Genomic DNA, 17,592 nt, shown 5'->3' with positions numbered 1-17,592 from the left:
TTCTTAGTTAAGTTATAATTATGCTTTGTCTTGAATTTCTTTAGCAACTTGTTGCGCTTTATCTAGAGCTCTGAGTAGATTACCACTCCATAACTTACCTATTTCTTCTTCAGAATATCCTCTTTTCACTAGCTCTAGTGTTACATTAAATGTTTCTGAGGCATCATTCCATCCTTCAATACCTCCACCGCCATCAAAATCTGAACTAATACCTACATGATCTATGCCAATCAAGTTTACCATATAATCAATATGATCAACAAAATCGGAAACATTTACTGCTGGTGGTAAATCTTTCATAGATTTTGCTTTTTCTTTAACAATGCTATTCATTTTTATATAAGTTGTGATATAAGCATTTCTTTCTTCGCTTGGCAACGCCATAATTTCATTTCTTGGCAGCCATTTACTACCTAAAGAATCCATTACCACTTTCTCAATTTTTTGAAGCTCTTTACTTCTTACTTCATTTTTTTTGCCATTTACATATGCATCTAAAGCTACAGTCTGTACTACACCACCATTCTTTTTAATTGCCTGTAAGAGTTCATCATCTAAATTCCTACTGTGGTCTGATACTGCTCTGGCTGATGAATGAGATGCAATTACTGGAGCCTTAGAAAGTTCTAGCATTTCTAAATTGGCTTTCTTTGATGGATGCGATAAATCAATCAACATACCATATTTATTCATTTCTGAAATTACTTGCCTCCCTAGATCACTTAAACCATTGTGTAACCAAATATTGTCTTTTTCACCAGTATTAGAATCACTTAATTGACTATGTCCATTATGTGCAAGAGACATATACCTACCACCTAAATCATAAAATTTCTTCACGTTACCGATATCCTCTCCAATAGGATAACCATTTTCAATGCCAATCATAGCTGCCATTTTTCCATTTCTATGGATACGTCTAACATCATCTGAAGTTAAGGCTAACTCAATTTTATCTGGTGCATATTCCTTAACTAATCTATGAATTGCATCGAACTTAGAAATAGCATTTTTATATGCTTTTTTATACCCGTTTTCATTTAGTGAATCTTGTCCTGTATACACAATAAACCAGGGTACATCTAAACCGCCTTCTTGCATTTTTGGTAAGTTTACTTGGTTGTCTAGCCGCTGCGTATAATTGATAGTGTCAGTAAAATTTTTAACATCTATATCACAATGCGTATCTAAAGTGATAACATTATCATGAATTTTTTTAGCTTTGACTAATAGTTCATTTTCGGTCATTGCTTTTGGCTTAGAACATGCGACACATACGGCAAATAGAAATAATAGGAGATATAGCTTTTTCATTAGCTTATGGAATTTATCAGCTAAAGATATTAATTATTATATTATAACTAGATTATACAACAAATTTAAAAGCTTAGATTAACTAACTTTACTTAAATTTTATAATTATGAAGACCTTAAAAATATTAATGCTTATTGCATTTTATACGTTAATATATTCTTGTAATAATCAGAAAGCTAAAACAGAAAATACTAATTATCAAGAAGCTGTTAAAACTGAAACTATCGAAGAAATACCAAATCAAGAATTGACTGTAGAACAACAAATAGCTTCTGCTGTTTTAGCTGCGCCAGAAGAAGTTAGAGAAGGAGCAAAAGTATATGGTTTTGATGCTGAGGGTAATTTTAAAACATTAAGAGAAGGTACAAACGATATGATCTGCATTGCAGATAATCCTCAGAGAAAAGGATTTGAAGTAGTTAGCTATCATAAAGATCTAGAGCCTTATATGGCTAGAGGTAGAGAATTAAAAACAGAAGGAAAATCATTTAATGATCGGAGAGATATTAGAGAAAAAGAGGCAAATGAAGGAAAGCTTTCAATGCCTAAAACTTCAGCTACTTTGCATATTTTACATGGAGAGAAAGGTTATTTTGATACCGATAGTTTAAAAGTTAGAAATGCAACTTACCGATATGTTGTGTATATACCATATGCAACTCAAGCAAGTACAGGTTTATCATTAAGTCCAAATGCTCCTGGTCATCCTTGGCTAATGTTTCCTGGTAAAGCAAATGCTCATATTATGATTACACCTCCTGCAGAATAACTACTATAAATCAAAATCTTTAAAAATTAAATAAAAAAGCAGCATTTTAAATGCTGCTTTTAGGTATAAAATTTTTAATACTTAAATCAAACCTTTATAGTAGTCTTTGTAGGCATATAACATAACTACATTCAACACTAATAATGCTAATGCCATTACAATAGAACCAGGATCTAGGGTAGCATGATATAAAACTGCATTTACAGAAACACTCATTAAAATAATCATCATTAATGCCGCATATTTATTAAATAATAGCGCTAAACCTGCAGCTATTTCTACTATGGCTACAAGTGCCATTGTTTTAGAAACCGTTAATGCGGTCCAATAACCCATCGCCTCTTCTGGTGGCGGTGGCGGATCCATAAAATGAAATAATTTATTTGCACCGAAGAATAGTAAAAATAGCGCAAAAACAATTCTAATGACTAATAGGACTTTAGAGTTCATAAATTAAAAAATTAAGTTAGTAATTGAGTAACAAGGTAATAAATATAAAATGAATGATTACCAAGTACTTGCTTAGTCGAATCTATTTTTAAATCTTAACAAGTGATTTGAAGTTATTAGATTTTATAAACTATTTTTTATTGATTATGTATTAGTTTTTAGATTTACTTCTCAAAATAAGTAAGACATGAATTTAAAATATAAAGTACTGATTATTTTTATTTCTTTTTTAGGGCTTAGTTCTTGTGTAGAACGAGGTAAGCCTATAAAAAAAGAAAATGATCAGCAGACTGTAAAACGTAATAAACAAAAAATAGCGCACTATACCTGCCCAAATGGACATGCAGGTTCAGATGAGCAAGGTGTTTGCCCTGAGTGCAAAACTGCATATCAGCATAATCAGGCATATCATGGATTAAATATACCTAAAGATGCTATAAAAGATCCTTTTAATTCTAATTCTGGTGTTCAAACTAATACTTCACCTGCTCAAAATGCTTTTGGTGATTATCATTATATATGCTCCAATGGTCATGCTGGCGGGTCAGGTACAGCAGATAATTGTGCAACATGCCAAACCAAATTAATTCATAATCAACTATATCATAAATAGCTGTTAACAACTCTAAAATAACTTTTAATTTACGATTTGCTTCAATTTTCAAAAGGCTTATTTTTGCGTATCAAAATTATTTTTAACATATGCCAACAACACAACAACTAGAAGATTTTACTACTCAAGTAAGACGTGATATTTTAAGAATGGTACATACAGTAAATTCTGGTCATCCTGGTGGGTCACTAGGCTGTGCAGAATTCTTTACGGTTCTATATCAAGAATTAATGAACTATTCTACAGATTTTGATATGAATGGAGAGGGAGAAGATTTATTTTTCCTTTCTAATGGGCATATTTCTCCTGTTTACTATAGTGTTTTGGCACGAAGTGGATTTTTTCCCGTTAAGGAATTAGCAACTTTTAGAAAATTAGATTCAAGATTACAAGGGCATCCAACTACACACGAAAAATTACCAGGTGTTCGAATTGCATCTGGTTCTCTCGGTCAAGGTATGTCTGTTGCCATTGGTGCAGCTCAAGCAAAAAAATTAAACAATGACGATTCGATTGTTTACAGTTTACATGGAGATGGAGAATTACAAGAAGGTCAAGCTTGGGAAGCTATTATGTATGCAGCAGGTAAAAAGGTTGATAATTTAATTTCTACTGTAGATTATAACGGTAAACAAATAGACGGTGCTACGGACGATGTTATGCCTCTTGGCAACCTTAAAGATAAGTTTGAAGCTTTTGGTTGGGATGTACTAGAAATTAAAGAGGGGAATTCTATAGAAGCTGTTCTTAGTGGAATGAAAGAAGCTAAATCTAGAACTGGTAAAGGTAAACCAGTTTGTGTTTTATTACATACAGTTATGGGCAATGGTGTAGATTTTATGATGCATACACATGCTTGGCATGGTAAAGCACCTAATGATGAGCAATTAGCCATCGGCTTAGCTCAAAATACTGAAACCCTAGGCGATTACTAATTTTTTGCGTAAAAAGTCGGTAAAGACAATTTATATCTTACTGCAACTAATCGCACTACAATTACTATTAAAACAGTTGTTATATAATTAAAGTTTAGAGGTATGCCTAAATTATATAAAAGTAAAAATGCTACAGCCCCAATAATGCAGGCAATCGCGTAGATTTCTTTTCTAAATATTATTGGTATTTCATTACATAATATATCTCTAATTACGCCACCAAAAGTAGCCGTCATGGTTCCTAAAGCAACAGAGATAATAGGACTCAGTTCATATTTTATACCGATTTCGGTTCCAATTATGGTAAAAATACCTAAGCCTATAGTATCAAAAAGGAAAAGTGATTTACTAAGGTAGCCTATCTTTTTTCTAATTATAATTGCAAAAACTGTTGCCGCAATAATAGTATAAACATAGTTTAAGTCTTGCATCCATCCTACAGGGTTTCGCCCTACTAGTACGTCGCGTAAAGTACCACCACCAACGGCAGTTACAAAAGCAATAATAAATACCCCAAAAGGATCAAGACGTTTGTTGACTGCAATCAAGGTTCCTGAAATTGCAAAAGCTGCGGTACCAAGTAGGTCTAAAGTGTAAAAAATACTCATTAATATTACTTACAATAATAACTCTCTAAAAACAAAAGCCAAATTTAATCCTTTCAAAAAGAAATTATAATAAAAAAAGCCAGACTTTTAAATCTGGCTTTTTAAAAATTTATAAGAAATATTAGTCATTCACAGAAGTAACCTGTTGATCACTATTCATTAAAGCAAGAAACTTATCAATATTTGGTAATATAACGATACGCGTTCTTCTATTTCTAGCTCTATCTTTCTTAGTGTCATTACTTACTAATGGCTGGAAAGAACCTCTACCAGAAGCTATTAATTTTTCTGGAGCTATGTCAAATTTATTTTCTAATCTTCTAACAACTGAAGTTGCTCTAAGTACACTTAAATCCCAATTGTCTGCAACTTTCGCATTACTAATAGTTCTAGAATCTGTATGGCCCTCTACCATTAAATCTAAACTTTCTTCAGAATTCACTAAATCAGCAATCTTTTTTAAGATATGATCTGCTTTATTGCTAATTCTATAACTTGCCGTGTTGAATAATAATTTATCAGAAATTGAAATCATTACAACAGTACCGTCAATATTAACAGCAATATCATCATCCTCATTTAAATCACTTGCAGCCATTGCTTTCTTTAAGTTATAAGAAACGGCTAAGTTCATTGAATCTTTTAAAGTTTTTGCTCCTTTTACAGCTTCAGCATCCATTTTAGCAATAGTAGCTCTCATTTGACTTTTAGCTTCATTAGAAATTACAGCACCTTCAGAAACAGTTAGTTTAGAATCACTTTCTTGTTTTAATGTACTAGTTTCTTCTTTTAACGCACTAATTTTAGCATTATAAGCTTCTACTCTTGCCTCGATAGCTGCGAATTTTTGTTCTAATTCTTCCTTAGCAATTGCTGTTTTATGCAGCTCACCTTTAAGGTTATCTCTATCTTGTTCTAGAGTTAGATATTTCTTTTTAGATACACATGATGCCGTTAATAACACGACCATCATTAAAATTGATAATTTTTTCATAGAGTTAAATATTTATTTTAATGTTTTTAACTCCGCAAATAAAAAACAACAATCTAAAGAGTTTCTAAAGTTTTATAAAATTTGAGATATAAGTTTTTAACAAAAAGCTATGAGATATAAGTATACTTTTGATAATCTAAAACAATTTTAGAATATTAAATAATGTAACCGAATCTATCGAATTACATATTTACAAATTCGTAGCCAGCTAGATCAAAATCTCTGAGATCAATTTCGGTTTCATTTAAAAGAATTCCATGCTCTACATAAGCTTTAAGGTTGGCTAACCAAAAGGTCCAACCATTACTGCAACCATAGAAAATTTCAAGCTTACTTTTCTCGTCAAGCGGAATATTTGACTGTGTGAGTGTTAATAATACAGCAGTTTCTTTTTGCTCAAAAGAAACTAAAAGGTCGTTCTCTCCAGCAAAAGTGAACTTTACATACTCGTTTTCTTTTACTTCTTGTACCTTACCTTCTTCTTCACCATCCCAATTATGCCAACGCCAAGTATAAGCGTCGCCAGCTTTAATAGTTTTATTAGCATCTATTTTAGTACCATTTCTTAGATATTCAGCATCGCTTAGAAACCATGAGGTTATACCTTTTTCTGTAGTCCAAAGTTTAAATAATGTTTCAATGTCTGTTTTTATATGGATCTTTTTTGTGAATGAATCCCAGCTTAAATTTTTCATGATGTGTTATTTTAATTTACTTTTTGCATGCTCAATACCTAACTCGATCCAGTAAGGTAAATTATATTCATTTTCTAGTTCAACAAATACAAACTCTTTCATTACTCTTTTGGTAAAATCCATTGGGCGAACATTATGCTTTTCGAGTTCTTGCTCCATTTTAGATTCAACAATTCTAACTGCCAAATCATCCTTAACTACACCAACAGACATTTTTCCTTTATAAAGAAAGCTTAAACCACCGAACATCTTTTTTTCGGTAACATCATCATATTTTGCAATGTGTTCTCTTATCTTGTTTGCTAACTCTTCGTTATAAGCCATAATCAATCAATTTCAGAAATATCTTCATTCCATAGTTCTGGTTTCTCTTTTATAAATTTAGACATTAGATCAATGGTTTCTTTATCATTTAATAGTTTTACTTCAACACCTTGTTTCATTAAAAAATCTATGTTGCCATCAAAATTAATATTCTCACCAACAACTACCTTTTTAATTTTAAATTGAAGGATAGTACCAGTACACATCATACAAGGGCTCAACGTTGTATATAAAGTCATATCAGTATAATCAGCTTGTCTACCAGCGTTTTGTAGGCAATCCATTTCGCCATGAAGTATTGGATTTAATTGTTGCACACGCTGGTTATGCCCTTTACCAATAATTCGGTTATTAGAAACCAAAACAGCACCGATAGGTATTCCGCCTTCAGCGTAACTTTTTTTGGCTTGATCTAATGCTTTTTGGTAATGTTGAGAAATACTCATATTTGTTAGATGGTTCTATCAAAGATAAGTCAAAAAATGATTATTTAGATTATCAAAAACTGAGGTTGTAATTCCTATTAGACTCCTGTATTAAAAATAGCACCAAGATATCTGTCAAATATTCGATGTACTTTTTGTTTAGGAATAATTTGAAATTCAAGCTCAAGCTTAATTTTCTACTATTCACCTTACCAATTTGAGTGTTGTTCAAATAAATTTTTGCATAGGGATTAAATAAAGAATAGGCAACTGTCAATTTAATTCTTATTTTTTCTTTATTTGCTAGTTGAAGGGATTCATAACTTATTACATATGCCTTTTCAGAATTTTGAACTAAAATTTTATAGTTTGATTTTAAATTTTGACTATGATTTACCTTTAAGATCATTTCATTATTTCTGTAAATACTAATTTCATCCTTTTTAGGCCAATTATTTTGAACAGAAGATGACATTATTAATCTGTTGGCTTCATAGACTTTCAAACCATTGTTAAATCCTCCTTTTATATCTATTTTTATGACTTCGATATTTTATGATTGTTTATATAAACTTTAATAACAAAACATATACGAATTTCTTATTTGGAACATTCGCTATTATATTTCTTTATTATTTCAACCAATTGCTTATTTTTAATTTTTATCTTTCTTAATGAGTTGATATAGTTGACTACTGAGGGACAATCAGAAAAATAATCAAGTAAAACACTAGAACGACTTTGGTGTAAGAGTAAATCTCTCTTAATCTCAGTAGCAGCAAACTCATTTGGCCTTATTAAATAATGCAATAAAATTGGCTTATCTAAGGCATTTGTTGAATAATCAATAAATAATTCACAATAACCTTCTAATAAAACTTTTACAAGTTTATAATTCTTCTTCTTTTTGTCTTTGTTTAAAGGTTTGTATATTTCTGTAAAAATTTCTTTAGATTTTTTAGCTTGTTTAACGAGAACAACTTTTGATATTTCATTTACAGGAATTTTGGATTTTTTTTGATAGCGTTTTTTTGAATATTTAAAATCATTTCCTAGTCTGTTATAATATTGTATATCCTCAATGAGTTTTGAACCATCATTCTTGTAAATCGTATCATTTTTTTGACCAAATACAGTTAGTGTGGTTAATATAATTACTAGTGAAGAAATTATTCTATGCATATTCTTTTATTATTTATTAAAAATATTCGTTTAAAAATTGAAAATACTTAATTAAGTTATGAGAATTTCTTTTTACCAGCTACAAAATAATTCCAAACGATGCTTTTAGAATGAAAGTAGTTCTCTTTTTTACTTAACTGATTTTTTCTTTTTGCCAAAAATTTATTTAAATTACTATAAAAACTAAAGTGTGCTTTTATAATAGCCAATGTATGATTTGGCTTAAACTCTAATAAAAATTTAATACCTGCAACTCCATCTAAAAGCAAACGCACCAAAACTGTACTGAACAGCTTATTTTTTTGAAGGTTTTTAACTAATGTAAATAGGCTATTTCTAAAGTTTAAATACGTTTTTTTTGGGTTTATATTACTCAATGTAGCTCCACCAACATGATAAACTTTAGAATCAGCTACATATTTAATAGTATAACCTGCATTTTGAATCCGCCAACATAGATCAATTTCTTCTTGATGAGCAAAATAGTCTTCATCGAATCCGTTAAGATTGTGGAATACCTCTGAGCGTACAAAAAAACAAGCTCCTGATGCCCAAAAAATATCTTCGTTACTACTGTATTGATTATTGTCTGATTCTAATGTGTTGAAGATACGTCCACGACAATATGGATAACCCAAAGAATCAATAAAACCACCAGCTGCTCCTGCATATTCAAATTTCGATTTATCCTTAAAGTCAAGAATTTTAGGTTGAACAGCAACAACTTTAGCATTCTCTCTAAATTGTTTTATAATTGGTTCTAACCACCCATCTGTAACTTCAATGTCAGAATTTACCAATCCATAAACATCTGCATCAATATGTTGTAAAGCATCATTATATCCTTTGGCATAGCCACCATTGATTGTGTTCACAACTATTTTAACTTTAGGATAATTTTCCTTTACAAAGGCAACAGAATCATCATCAGAATTATTATCGGCAACATAAACATCCGCGAAAGCGTTGCTATGTTCAATAACACTAGGCAAAAACTGCTTTAATAACTGTTTTCCATTCCAGTTTAATATTACTATAGCGACTTTCAATAGTTAGGTAATTCTTTTAAGAAATTATATTGCTTATTCTTATGGTCAAGATTACAAAAGTAATGATCTAATCCGTTTGAAACCATTAGAAATTTAGCTTTTAATTCTAAGTTATATCGAGCAATCTGATCAAAAGTTTCTTGCGAAATTTTTATTTTGGGAGATTTACATTCAATAGCAATCTCTGGCTTTCCTTTTTTATTGAAGATCAATATATCGAACCTTTTTCTCAACCCATTCAGTTGTAATTGTTTTTCAACAGCAATAATAGACTTCGGATATTTCTTTTCTTCAATTAGATACTGAAGCACATGTTGCCGCACCCATTCTTCGGGAGTTAAAACCACATATTTTTTTCTGATAACATCAAAAATAAACTGCTTATTTTCGCTATTTTTGAGCTTGAATTTATATGCAGGAAAATTAAGTGCTTGCATAGTACAAAAATGAACTTTTTTTCTTAGTTGTGGAGCAAATCAATCAAATAGTTTCTAGTATACAGCAAGGTAACATTGCGCCTGTTTATTTTTTAATGGGCGATGAACCTTACTATATTGACAAGGTCTCTGAATATATAGAAAAGAATGTTTTAAGTGAAGAGGAAAAGGGATTCAACCAAATGGTTTTATATGGACGTGATGTGGCTATAGAAGACATTGTTTCTAATGCCAAGCGTTTCCCAATGATGGCTGAACGACAAGTTGTAATCGTTAAAGAGGCTCAAGATCTGTCACGTACGATTGAAAATTTGGTCTCTTACGCGGAAAATCCACAGCCTTCTACAATATTGGTAGTCTGTTATAAATACAAAACCCTCGATAAACGTAAGAAGCTTGCAAAAATAGTTGCCAAAAATGGCGTTTTATTTGAAAGCAAGAAGTTGTATGAAAATCAAGTAGGTGATTGGATACGACGCGTACTTTCTGGTAAGCAATATCAAATAGAGCCTAAAGCAACATTGATGCTCGTTGAGTTTTTAGGAACAGATTTAGCGAAAATTAATAATGAGCTCGAAAAGCTAATCCTGGTTTTAGGAGATGAAAAGTTAATAACTGCCAAGCATATTGAAGATAATATTGGCATAAGTAAAGACTTTAATAATTTTGAATTGAGAAAAGCAGTAGGAGAGAAGCAGGTGATAAAAGCTAATCAAATCATTACTTATTTCGCCCAAAACCCAAAGAGTAACCCATTAGTGATGACTATTTCTTTATTAAATAGTTTTTTTACACAACTCTTAGTATATCATGGCTTGCGTGATAAATCTAAGGGTAGTGTTGCAAGGGCATTGCGTGTAAACCCATATTTTGTAAACGATTATCAAAAAGCGGCAAGTAATTACCCTATGCGTAAAGTATCTCAAGTAATTTCTTTATTACGTGATGCCGATCTAAAAAGTAAAGGTGTTGGTGCAAGCAATTTACCACAAGGTGATATTTTAAAAGAATTACTATTTAAAGTCATGCATTGAAAGAATTGAATTGAAATTCAACAAAAGTAATAAATTATAAATGTGATTGACAATATCAATTTGGAAGAATGGTTGCAATAATACTTATATGATGTTGATTCTTATAATCAGAATCAGGGGTTGAAACTACTACCATAAAACATAATGATTGCGCTACGTGTTTTTTTTCAGCTTTAAATTTTAATACATTAGAAATCTGATTCTCTATAATATTTCCTTGTCCAATAACGAAAAGCTTATAATTTATTTCACGATCCTTTGGATCGTTTGCTTGAACTATCAATTCATATTCATCTCCAACCCTTAAAATAACCCGACTAGACTTTGGATTTGGCCAAGTGTTCCCAAAATTATCACTTACTTTAATAATTCTCACAAAATAATCTTCTTTCATTTCATTTTTATTATGATATATTGTGATTTGATTTTTAAACTCACCCACGATTCCTGTCAATAAATTCCTTTCGTTTGATGTTAAATTTCTTCCATGAGAAAGAGTATTTCTAAATTTTTCTAATTCTTTAAAAAAAACATCAAATCGCTTTTTCTCTTTAAAAATTGGTGAAAATGCACCCCAGTTTTTATGTATAATCGTAGCTAAATCGTAAAAATCAGAATAGTATAATAGTCTTTTCTCATACAATAGTCCTTTGTATTTTTTTTCTTCAGTATTTCTTTTTTCAATCCAAGATTGAATTCTTTGGTTAGAAACTAAATACTGAGAATTATCTTTATCACCAATTATATTGACTATAATTAATCGTAATGTATTTTCAATTTCGGTAATTAATTGTTGCATCTTTAGTTATTGTCAGCTAAATAATTGCCTTTACTCTACCAACTATACCACTCTTAAGTTTTACTTTAATACCATGCGGATGATTCGCAGAATTCGTTAAAATACGTTGTACAGTACCTTCGGTTAATTCACCAGAACGTTGATGCTGTTTTTGTACAACAGCAACTTGTAAACCTACTTTGATGTTTTTTCTCTTAGTACCATCCATTAGTTATAGTTTCTAGCGCCAAATATAGCACTTCCAACACGTACCATAGTACTGCCATTTTCAATAGCTAAAGGGTAATCACCACTCATGCCAATAGAAAGGGTTTTGAGATTTGAGTGATTAGTTTTAAGTTGCTTATAGAAAGTGTTAAGATTTGAGAACTCTTGTTGTATTTGCTCTTCGTCACTAGTGAAACTAGCCATAGCCATTAAACCAACAATATTTACATTTTCTAACTCTTTCAATTCTTTTGAGTTTATGATAGATTCGATTTCAGAAAATGAAAGCCCGAACTTAGTATCTTCTTGAGCAATTCTGGCTTGCAATAAACAATTGATGGCGCGATCATATTTTAACGCTTGTTTATTGATCTCCTTTAAAGTTTTAAAACTATCTACACCATGAATCAAACTCACAAAATGAGCCATATATTTTACCTTATTACGTTGTAAATGACCAATCATATGCCATTCGATATCTTTAGGTAATTGCTCATATTTATCTACCATTTCTTGAATTTTATTCTCGCCAAATACTCGTTGACCAGCATTATAAGCTTCGTGGATAGTTTCTACAGGTTTCGTTTTAGAAACTGCAACTAATGTTACATGCTCAGGAAGTGTAGATTTTATATTATTTAGATTTTCTGCTATGTTCATCTAGCTTGTATATTATATCAATTTGATGTATCGAAAACAAATAATTTATAAAACCTATTCTCGATACTTTAGACTTTGGCTAAAACTCGAATTGACAGTTTTATAATCAAAACTCATACATGGTTAAACCACTACGCAATTTTGGCTCAATATATGTGCTTTTAGGTGGCATCTGCAAATCGGCATCTGCAATTGCTTTTAGTTGCTCAACGGTAGCAGGCACTAAACCAAAAGCAATTTTATAGTCGCCTGAATCTACTTTGCTTTTTAATTTAAAAGCATCATTTTTACCGTGTGAATAATGAATACGACTACTCTTTCTTAAATTTTTAATCCCTAAAATAGGTTTTAAAACAGTTCTGTAGAGTACTTCGGCATCTAATTCGCTTAAAGCATCTGTAAACTTATAAATAGATTTACGCAAATATAAAGAGTAATATTCACCATCTAAATACATACTAAAATGATGTGATTTTGATGCTTTATATAGTTGTTGCCCTTTATTCTCTATACGGAACCATTCATCTAATTTGATCAAAAATTCTTCCTTAGAAAGTCCGTTTAAATCTTTTACCAAGCGGTTAAATTCAGAAATTTTTAAATGCGATTCTGGAATCAAATAACTCATAAAGAAGTTATAAGCTTCGTTACCTGAATGCTTTTTGTTTTGTTTTTTTAATTGCTTGGCTAATAAACATGATGATGATGAACGATGATGACCATCTGCAATATAAAGCGAGTCTATTTCCGCGAAAGCGCTACTTATTTGAGCAATGTCTATTTTATCTGTAACTAACCATAAATAATGAGTTCGTTTATCTGTAGTGGTAAACTCATATTCAGTTCTTGTGCTTTCATACTTTTCGATAATATTTTGAATCGTATCATTGTCAGGATAAGTGAGGAGTACAGGCTCTGCATTAAAGCCAACCTCTTTTAAATAGCTTTGAAATAATTGCTCTCTACTCTTAATAGTACCCTCATGTTTTTTAATGACATTATTATTATAATCATCTACACTAGTAGCAGCAATAATACCGCAAAATACATCTGAGCCATATACCTTTTTATAAATATAAAATGCTGGCTGATCATCTTTGGTGAAAATCTTATTTTCTTTAAACTCTATAAAACGATTATGCACCAATTTAAAACGTTCTTTACCAGAAACTTCTTGATGATACTTATAACCAGGATTGATAATGTGTAAAAAAGTAAAAGGATTAAAATCTAGTTTAGCACCTAATTCTGCAGGCGTATAGGCTTCATAAGACTTTGATGACACCAAAGCTACTTTATCTCTAGTAGCACGAACAGCTTTAAAAGGCTTTACAATTGCCATTCTTACTTAAGAATCTCAATAATTTGGTCTGCTAATTCTAAGCCTATTCTATCTTGAGCTTCACTAGTAGCAGCACCAATATGTGGAGTTAACGATATATCTGGGTTCATTAGTAATTGAACCTCTGGCGTCGGTTCATTTTCGAAAACATCTAAGGCAGCTCTAGATATTTTACCGCTTTTTAAAGCATCTACTAAAGCAACTTCATCTATTACACCACCTCGTGCGGCATTAACTATGCCAGCTCCATTTTTCATTAATTCAAACTCATCAGTAGAAATAACATATTTATCTTGCGCAGGCACATGAAGTGTAAGAAAATCTGATTGTTGTAATACTTCTTCTTTAGAAATTGTATTGATCTCAAAATTTAAAGTTTGACCATCAAAGAATTCTAATTCTAGGTTTGCAGCATCTATAAAAGGATCATATGCCACAACTTTCATCCCTACACCTAATGCAACTTTAGCCGTAGCTTGACCTATACGGCCAAAACCAAAAACACCTAAAGTTTTGCCTTTTAATTCAACTCCTTTAGCATATGCTTTTTTAAGGTCTTTAAATTTTGAATCGCCTTCTAGAGGCATATTTCGGTTGGAATCGTGTAAAAAACGAACCATTCCGAAAAGGTGTGCGAAAACTAATTCAGCAACAGAATGTGATGAAGCTGCTGGCGTATTAATTACATGTAGTCCATTTTCACGCGCATAATCTACATCTATATTATCCATGCCAACACCGCCACGACCTATCAATTTTAATGTTGGGCAATTATCAATAATATCTTTTCTTACTTTGGTAGCACTTCTTACAAGCAATGCAACAATTTCATTTTCATTTATATAATTTACCAATTGCTCTTGAGTAACAGTAGTTAGAATAACTTCGAAACCTGCATTCTCAAGTACTTTAATACCACTAGTTGCTATACCGTCGTTTGCTAATATTTTCATTTCTTATTACTTATTAAAATTTTGCATTATAGCTACCAATACTTGAACACTTTCTAATGGTAATGCATTATATATACTTGCTCTATAACCACCAACTGATCTGTGACCATTTAATCCGTTTATGCCAGCAGCTTGCCAAGCGTTATCAAATTTCTCTTTTAAGGATTTATCTATTAAAGTAAATGTAACATTCATATATGATCTATCCTCTTTTTCAGCTACACCTTCAAATAAAGGATTATTATCTATTTCACTATACAATAATTCAGCTTTAGCATTATTTACTTTTTCAATTGCAGGTATTCCGCCAAGGCCTTTTAACCACTCCAATGTTAACATAGAAACATAAACAGCAAACACTGAAGGGGTATTGAACATACTATCTTTAGAAATATGAACTTGATAGTCTAACATTGAAGGAATTACTCTACCTGTCTTACCTAAAATATCTTCTTTAACAACTATCAAAGTAGTACCTGCTGGCCCCATATTCTTTTGTGCACCTGCATAGATCAAATCAAATTTTGAAAAATCTAATTGACGCGAAAAAATATCTGAACTCATATCACAAACCAATAATCCATTTATTTGCGGAAAAGATTTCATTTGAGTTCCAAAAATGGTATTGTTACTTGTACAGTGAAAATAATCAGCATCGGCTGGAACTGTATAACCTTTTGGAATGTAAGAGTAGTTTTTATCTTTTGATGAAGCAACGACTTCAATGTCACCTAATAATTTAGCTTCTTTGATAGACTTAGAGCTCCATGTTCCAGTATCTAAATATGCAGCTCTGCCACCCTCTTTAAGTAAGTTATAGGGTGTCATTAAAAACTCCAAACTAGCACCTCCTTGTAAAAACAAAACTGAATACCCTTTATTTTCAAGTTTAAGCAACTCTAAAACTAAGCTTCTGGCTTTCTCCATAACATCAACAAAAGCTTTACTTCTATGTGAAATTTCAATTAGAGATAGACCATCGTTATTAAAATTAACAACGGCTTCAGATGCTTTTTTTAAAACTTCTTGAGGTAATATACATGGACCTGCACTAAAATTATGCTTCTTCATTATTCAAATTTTTGAAAGCACAAAGTTGAAGAATTTATTATAAATAACTGATATAGATATCTAAAAAATACCTAACAATTTTTGACTATTTGTTAAAAACCACGAATTAAAAAAATTGAGCTAAATAAATAAGCTTATTTGGGTTCCATAATTACACATGGAATGATCATTTCTTCTAATGAAATACCACCATGTTGATAGGTATTCTTATAATACTTTACAAAATGATTATAGTTGTTTGGATAGGCAAAGAAATAATCTTCTTTAGCAAATACAAATGAACTGCTCATGTTTATCGTTGGTAAAAAGATGTCTTTAGGGTTCTTAACTGCATAAACCTCTTTATCTGAATAACTTAAACTTCTACCTGTTTTATAACGAAGATTAGAACTAATATTCTTGTCACCCACAACTCTTGACGGCCTCTTCGTATTTATAGTACCGTGATCCGTAGTAATAATTAGCTTAAGGTTCATTCGTTGGGCCTTTTGAATGATTTCAAGTAGCGGTGAATTTTTAAACCAACTTAATGTTAACGATCTGTAGGCTTTATCATCACTAGCTAATTCTTTGATCATTTCCATTTCTGTTCTCGAATGTGAGAGCATATCTACAAAGTTGTATACAACCACAGTCAAATCATTATCTTTAACACCTGCAAAATTTTGAGCTAGCTCTCTACCATTAGGCATATTAGTTATTTTATAGAACTCATGCTTAATATCTAACCCAAGTCGCTTTAATTGAGCAGTCAAAAATTCACTTTCATATAAATTTTTACCTCCTTCGTCTGTATCGTTCTTCCAGTATTCTGGGTGACGTTTCTCCATTTCTGAAGGCATTAACCCTGAGAAAATAGCATTACGTGCATACTGTGTTGCTGTTGGTAAAATACTATAAAAAGTAATTTCTTCTTCCTTTTTATAATAGTTGTTAATAACTGGTTCTAAAATTCTTAACTGATCGTATCTTAAGTTATCAATAACTACTAAAAGAGTGCCTTGATCTTTAGATAGTTCAGGTTTTATAACATCTTTAAACAGAGTATGCGAAAGAATAGGCTTTTCTTCATCATGAAACCATCCCTCATAATTCTTTTCAATGAATTTAAAGAATTGAGAATTAGCTTCATTCTTTTGACTTTCTAAGATTTCTATCATTCCAGGGTCATCAATAGATTCTAACTCAATTTCCCAATGAACTAATTTTTTATAGAGATCAATCCACTCATCATAAGTATTGACCATGGCTAAATCCATAGAAATTTTACGAAACTGCTGCTGGTAATTAGAAGTTGTTTTTTCTGAAACCAAACGCGAATTATCTAATGTTTTCTTGAGTGCTAATAATATTTGATTAGGATTTACTGGCTTGATTAGATAATCGGCAATTTTAGCACCAATAGCTTCTTCCATTATGTATTCCTCCTCACTCTTAGTAATCATTACTACTGGCAAGTTTGGAAGTTTACTTTTTATTTGAGCTAAAGTTTCAATACCCGAAAGGCCAGGCATGTTTTCGTCTAAAAAAACGATATCATAATTTTCTTCGTCGACACTTTCTACCGCTTCAGCACCATTATTACATGTTGAAACATTATAATTCTTCTTTTCTAAAAATAACAAATGTGGTTTTAATAATTCTATTTCATCATCAACCCAAAGTATTTTTGCTGTACTCATGTACTAAGTATCTTTTAAAATTAATCGTCTATTTTTGCTATTAACAAA

22 protein-coding genes are annotated in these 17,592 nt (G+C 31.2%); 4 read left to right on the top strand and 18 right to left on the bottom strand.

The window, feature by feature from the left end; genetic code table 11:
• Positions 1-18: 18 nt before the first annotated feature.
• On the bottom strand, positions 19-1,314 hold the full coding sequence (locus AC3IF2_RS05540; RefSeq protein WP_489166075.1) for a dipeptidase: 1,296 nt from the start codon (positions 1,312-1,314) through the stop codon (positions 19-21).
• 107 nt (positions 1,315-1,421) lie between these two features.
• On the opposite strand from AC3IF2_RS05540, the gene AC3IF2_RS05535 reads away from it, so the two are divergent.
• The gene (locus AC3IF2_RS05535) at positions 1,422-2,084 is read left to right on the top strand and encodes a hypothetical protein (protein WP_489166073.1); all 663 of its coding nucleotides are present in this window, start codon (positions 1,422-1,424) and stop codon (positions 2,082-2,084) included.
• Positions 2,085-2,165: 81 nt separating this feature from the next.
• Here the strand turns inward: AC3IF2_RS05535 and AC3IF2_RS05530 are convergent, their stop codons facing one another.
• Positions 2,166-2,534: a DoxX family membrane protein gene (locus AC3IF2_RS05530; RefSeq protein ID WP_489166072.1), complete on the bottom strand. Its 369-nt coding sequence runs from the start codon at positions 2,532-2,534 to the stop codon at positions 2,166-2,168.
• 187 nt (positions 2,535-2,721) lie between these two features.
• Here AC3IF2_RS05530 and AC3IF2_RS05525 point away from each other — a divergent pair, with 187 nt between their 5' ends.
• A complete protein-coding gene (locus AC3IF2_RS05525; protein WP_489166071.1) occupies positions 2,722-3,147 on the top strand; it encodes a hypothetical protein in 426 nt (141 codons plus the stop codon).
• An 89-nt stretch (positions 3,148-3,236) separates the two neighbouring features.
• Positions 3,237-4,082 (top strand): transketolase, encoded by an 846-nt coding sequence (locus AC3IF2_RS05520; RefSeq protein WP_489166070.1) that lies wholly within the window; start codon positions 3,237-3,239, stop codon positions 4,080-4,082.
• Here AC3IF2_RS05520 and AC3IF2_RS05515 read toward each other — a convergent pair.
• The 9 genes from AC3IF2_RS05515 to AC3IF2_RS05475 all read right to left on the bottom strand — a co-directional run bounded on the left by AC3IF2_RS05515 (position 4,079) and on the right by AC3IF2_RS05475 (position 9,796).
• Positions 4,079-4,690, bottom strand: coding sequence for a trimeric intracellular cation channel family protein (locus tag AC3IF2_RS05515; protein ID WP_489166069.1), 612 nt, complete (start codon positions 4,688-4,690; stop codon positions 4,079-4,081). The two genes, AC3IF2_RS05520 and AC3IF2_RS05515, sit on opposite strands and share 4 nt — an antisense overlap.
• Positions 4,691-4,811: 121 nt before the next feature.
• A complete protein-coding gene (locus tag AC3IF2_RS05510) occupies positions 4,812-5,684 on the bottom strand; it encodes an OmpA/MotB family protein (protein WP_489166068.1) in 873 nt (290 codons plus the stop codon).
• Positions 5,685-5,866: 182 nt separating this feature from the next.
• On the bottom strand, positions 5,867-6,379 hold the full coding sequence (locus AC3IF2_RS05505) for an SRPBCC family protein (RefSeq protein WP_489166067.1): 513 nt from the start codon (positions 6,377-6,379) through the stop codon (positions 5,867-5,869).
• Between the two features lie 6 nt (positions 6,380-6,385).
• Complete coding sequence (locus AC3IF2_RS05500) at positions 6,386-6,703, bottom strand: TfoX/Sxy family protein (protein WP_489166066.1); 318 nt, start codon at positions 6,701-6,703, stop codon at positions 6,386-6,388.
• A gap of 2 nt (positions 6,704-6,705) precedes the next feature.
• Complete coding sequence (locus AC3IF2_RS05495) at positions 6,706-7,149, bottom strand: nucleoside deaminase (protein ID WP_489166065.1); 444 nt, start codon at positions 7,147-7,149, stop codon at positions 6,706-6,708.
• Positions 7,150-7,201: 52 nt separating this feature from the next.
• Entirely contained in the window at positions 7,202-7,603 is a 402-nt protein-coding gene (locus AC3IF2_RS05490; RefSeq protein ID WP_489166064.1) for a hypothetical protein, read from the bottom strand.
• A 125-nt stretch (positions 7,604-7,728) separates the two neighbouring features.
• A complete protein-coding gene (locus tag AC3IF2_RS05485) occupies positions 7,729-8,310 on the bottom strand; it encodes a hypothetical protein (RefSeq protein WP_489166063.1) in 582 nt (193 codons plus the stop codon).
• Between the two features lie 56 nt (positions 8,311-8,366).
• Positions 8,367-9,359, bottom strand: a complete 993-nt coding sequence (locus tag AC3IF2_RS05480; protein ID WP_489166062.1) for a glycosyltransferase family 2 protein — start codon at positions 9,357-9,359, stop codon at positions 8,367-8,369.
• On the bottom strand, positions 9,356-9,796 hold the full coding sequence (locus AC3IF2_RS05475; protein WP_489166061.1) for a type I restriction enzyme HsdR N-terminal domain-containing protein: 441 nt from the start codon (positions 9,794-9,796) through the stop codon (positions 9,356-9,358). The genes AC3IF2_RS05480 and AC3IF2_RS05475 overlap by 4 nt, the downstream gene beginning before the upstream one ends.
• Before the next feature lie 29 nt (positions 9,797-9,825).
• Here AC3IF2_RS05475 and holA point away from each other — a divergent pair, with 29 nt between their 5' ends.
• Complete coding sequence (holA, locus tag AC3IF2_RS05470) at positions 9,826-10,830, top strand: DNA polymerase III subunit delta (RefSeq protein WP_489166060.1); 1,005 nt, start codon at positions 9,826-9,828, stop codon at positions 10,828-10,830.
• Positions 10,831-10,885: 55 nt separating this feature from the next.
• Here the strand turns inward: holA and AC3IF2_RS05465 are convergent, their stop codons facing one another.
• The 7 genes from AC3IF2_RS05465 to porX all read right to left on the bottom strand — a co-directional run bounded on the left by AC3IF2_RS05465 (position 10,886) and on the right by porX (position 17,544).
• Complete coding sequence (locus tag AC3IF2_RS05465) at positions 10,886-11,629, bottom strand: hypothetical protein (RefSeq protein WP_489166059.1); 744 nt, start codon at positions 11,627-11,629, stop codon at positions 10,886-10,888.
• A gap of 16 nt (positions 11,630-11,645) precedes the next feature.
• Positions 11,646-11,837, bottom strand: a complete 192-nt coding sequence (locus AC3IF2_RS05460; protein WP_489166058.1) for a YwbE family protein — start codon at positions 11,835-11,837, stop codon at positions 11,646-11,648.
• The gene (locus AC3IF2_RS05455) at positions 11,837-12,496 is read right to left on the bottom strand and encodes a YggS family pyridoxal phosphate-dependent enzyme (protein WP_489166057.1); all 660 of its coding nucleotides are present in this window, start codon (positions 12,494-12,496) and stop codon (positions 11,837-11,839) included. The genes AC3IF2_RS05460 and AC3IF2_RS05455 overlap by 1 nt, the downstream gene beginning before the upstream one ends.
• A gap of 106 nt (positions 12,497-12,602) precedes the next feature.
• On the bottom strand, positions 12,603-13,838 hold the full coding sequence (locus AC3IF2_RS05450; protein WP_489166056.1) for a DUF1015 domain-containing protein: 1,236 nt from the start codon (positions 13,836-13,838) through the stop codon (positions 12,603-12,605).
• Positions 13,839-13,840: 2 nt separating this feature from the next.
• The gene (locus AC3IF2_RS05445; protein ID WP_489166055.1) at positions 13,841-14,791 is read right to left on the bottom strand and encodes a D-2-hydroxyacid dehydrogenase; all 951 of its coding nucleotides are present in this window, start codon (positions 14,789-14,791) and stop codon (positions 13,841-13,843) included.
• Between the two features lie 6 nt (positions 14,792-14,797).
• A complete protein-coding gene (serC, locus tag AC3IF2_RS05440; RefSeq protein WP_489166054.1) occupies positions 14,798-15,862 on the bottom strand; it encodes a 3-phosphoserine/phosphohydroxythreonine transaminase in 1,065 nt (354 codons plus the stop codon).
• 134 nt (positions 15,863-15,996) lie between these two features.
• Positions 15,997-17,544: a T9SS response regulator signal transducer PorX gene (gene porX, locus AC3IF2_RS05435; RefSeq protein ID WP_489166053.1), complete on the bottom strand. Its 1,548-nt coding sequence runs from the start codon at positions 17,542-17,544 to the stop codon at positions 15,997-15,999.
• Between the last annotated feature and the right edge of the window lie 48 nt (positions 17,545-17,592).

It is taken from the genome of Maritimimonas rapanae (assembly GCF_057837205.1).
The sequence above is the reverse complement of the archived record's forward strand: the minus strand, read 5'-3'. Positions and strand labels throughout refer to the sequence as shown.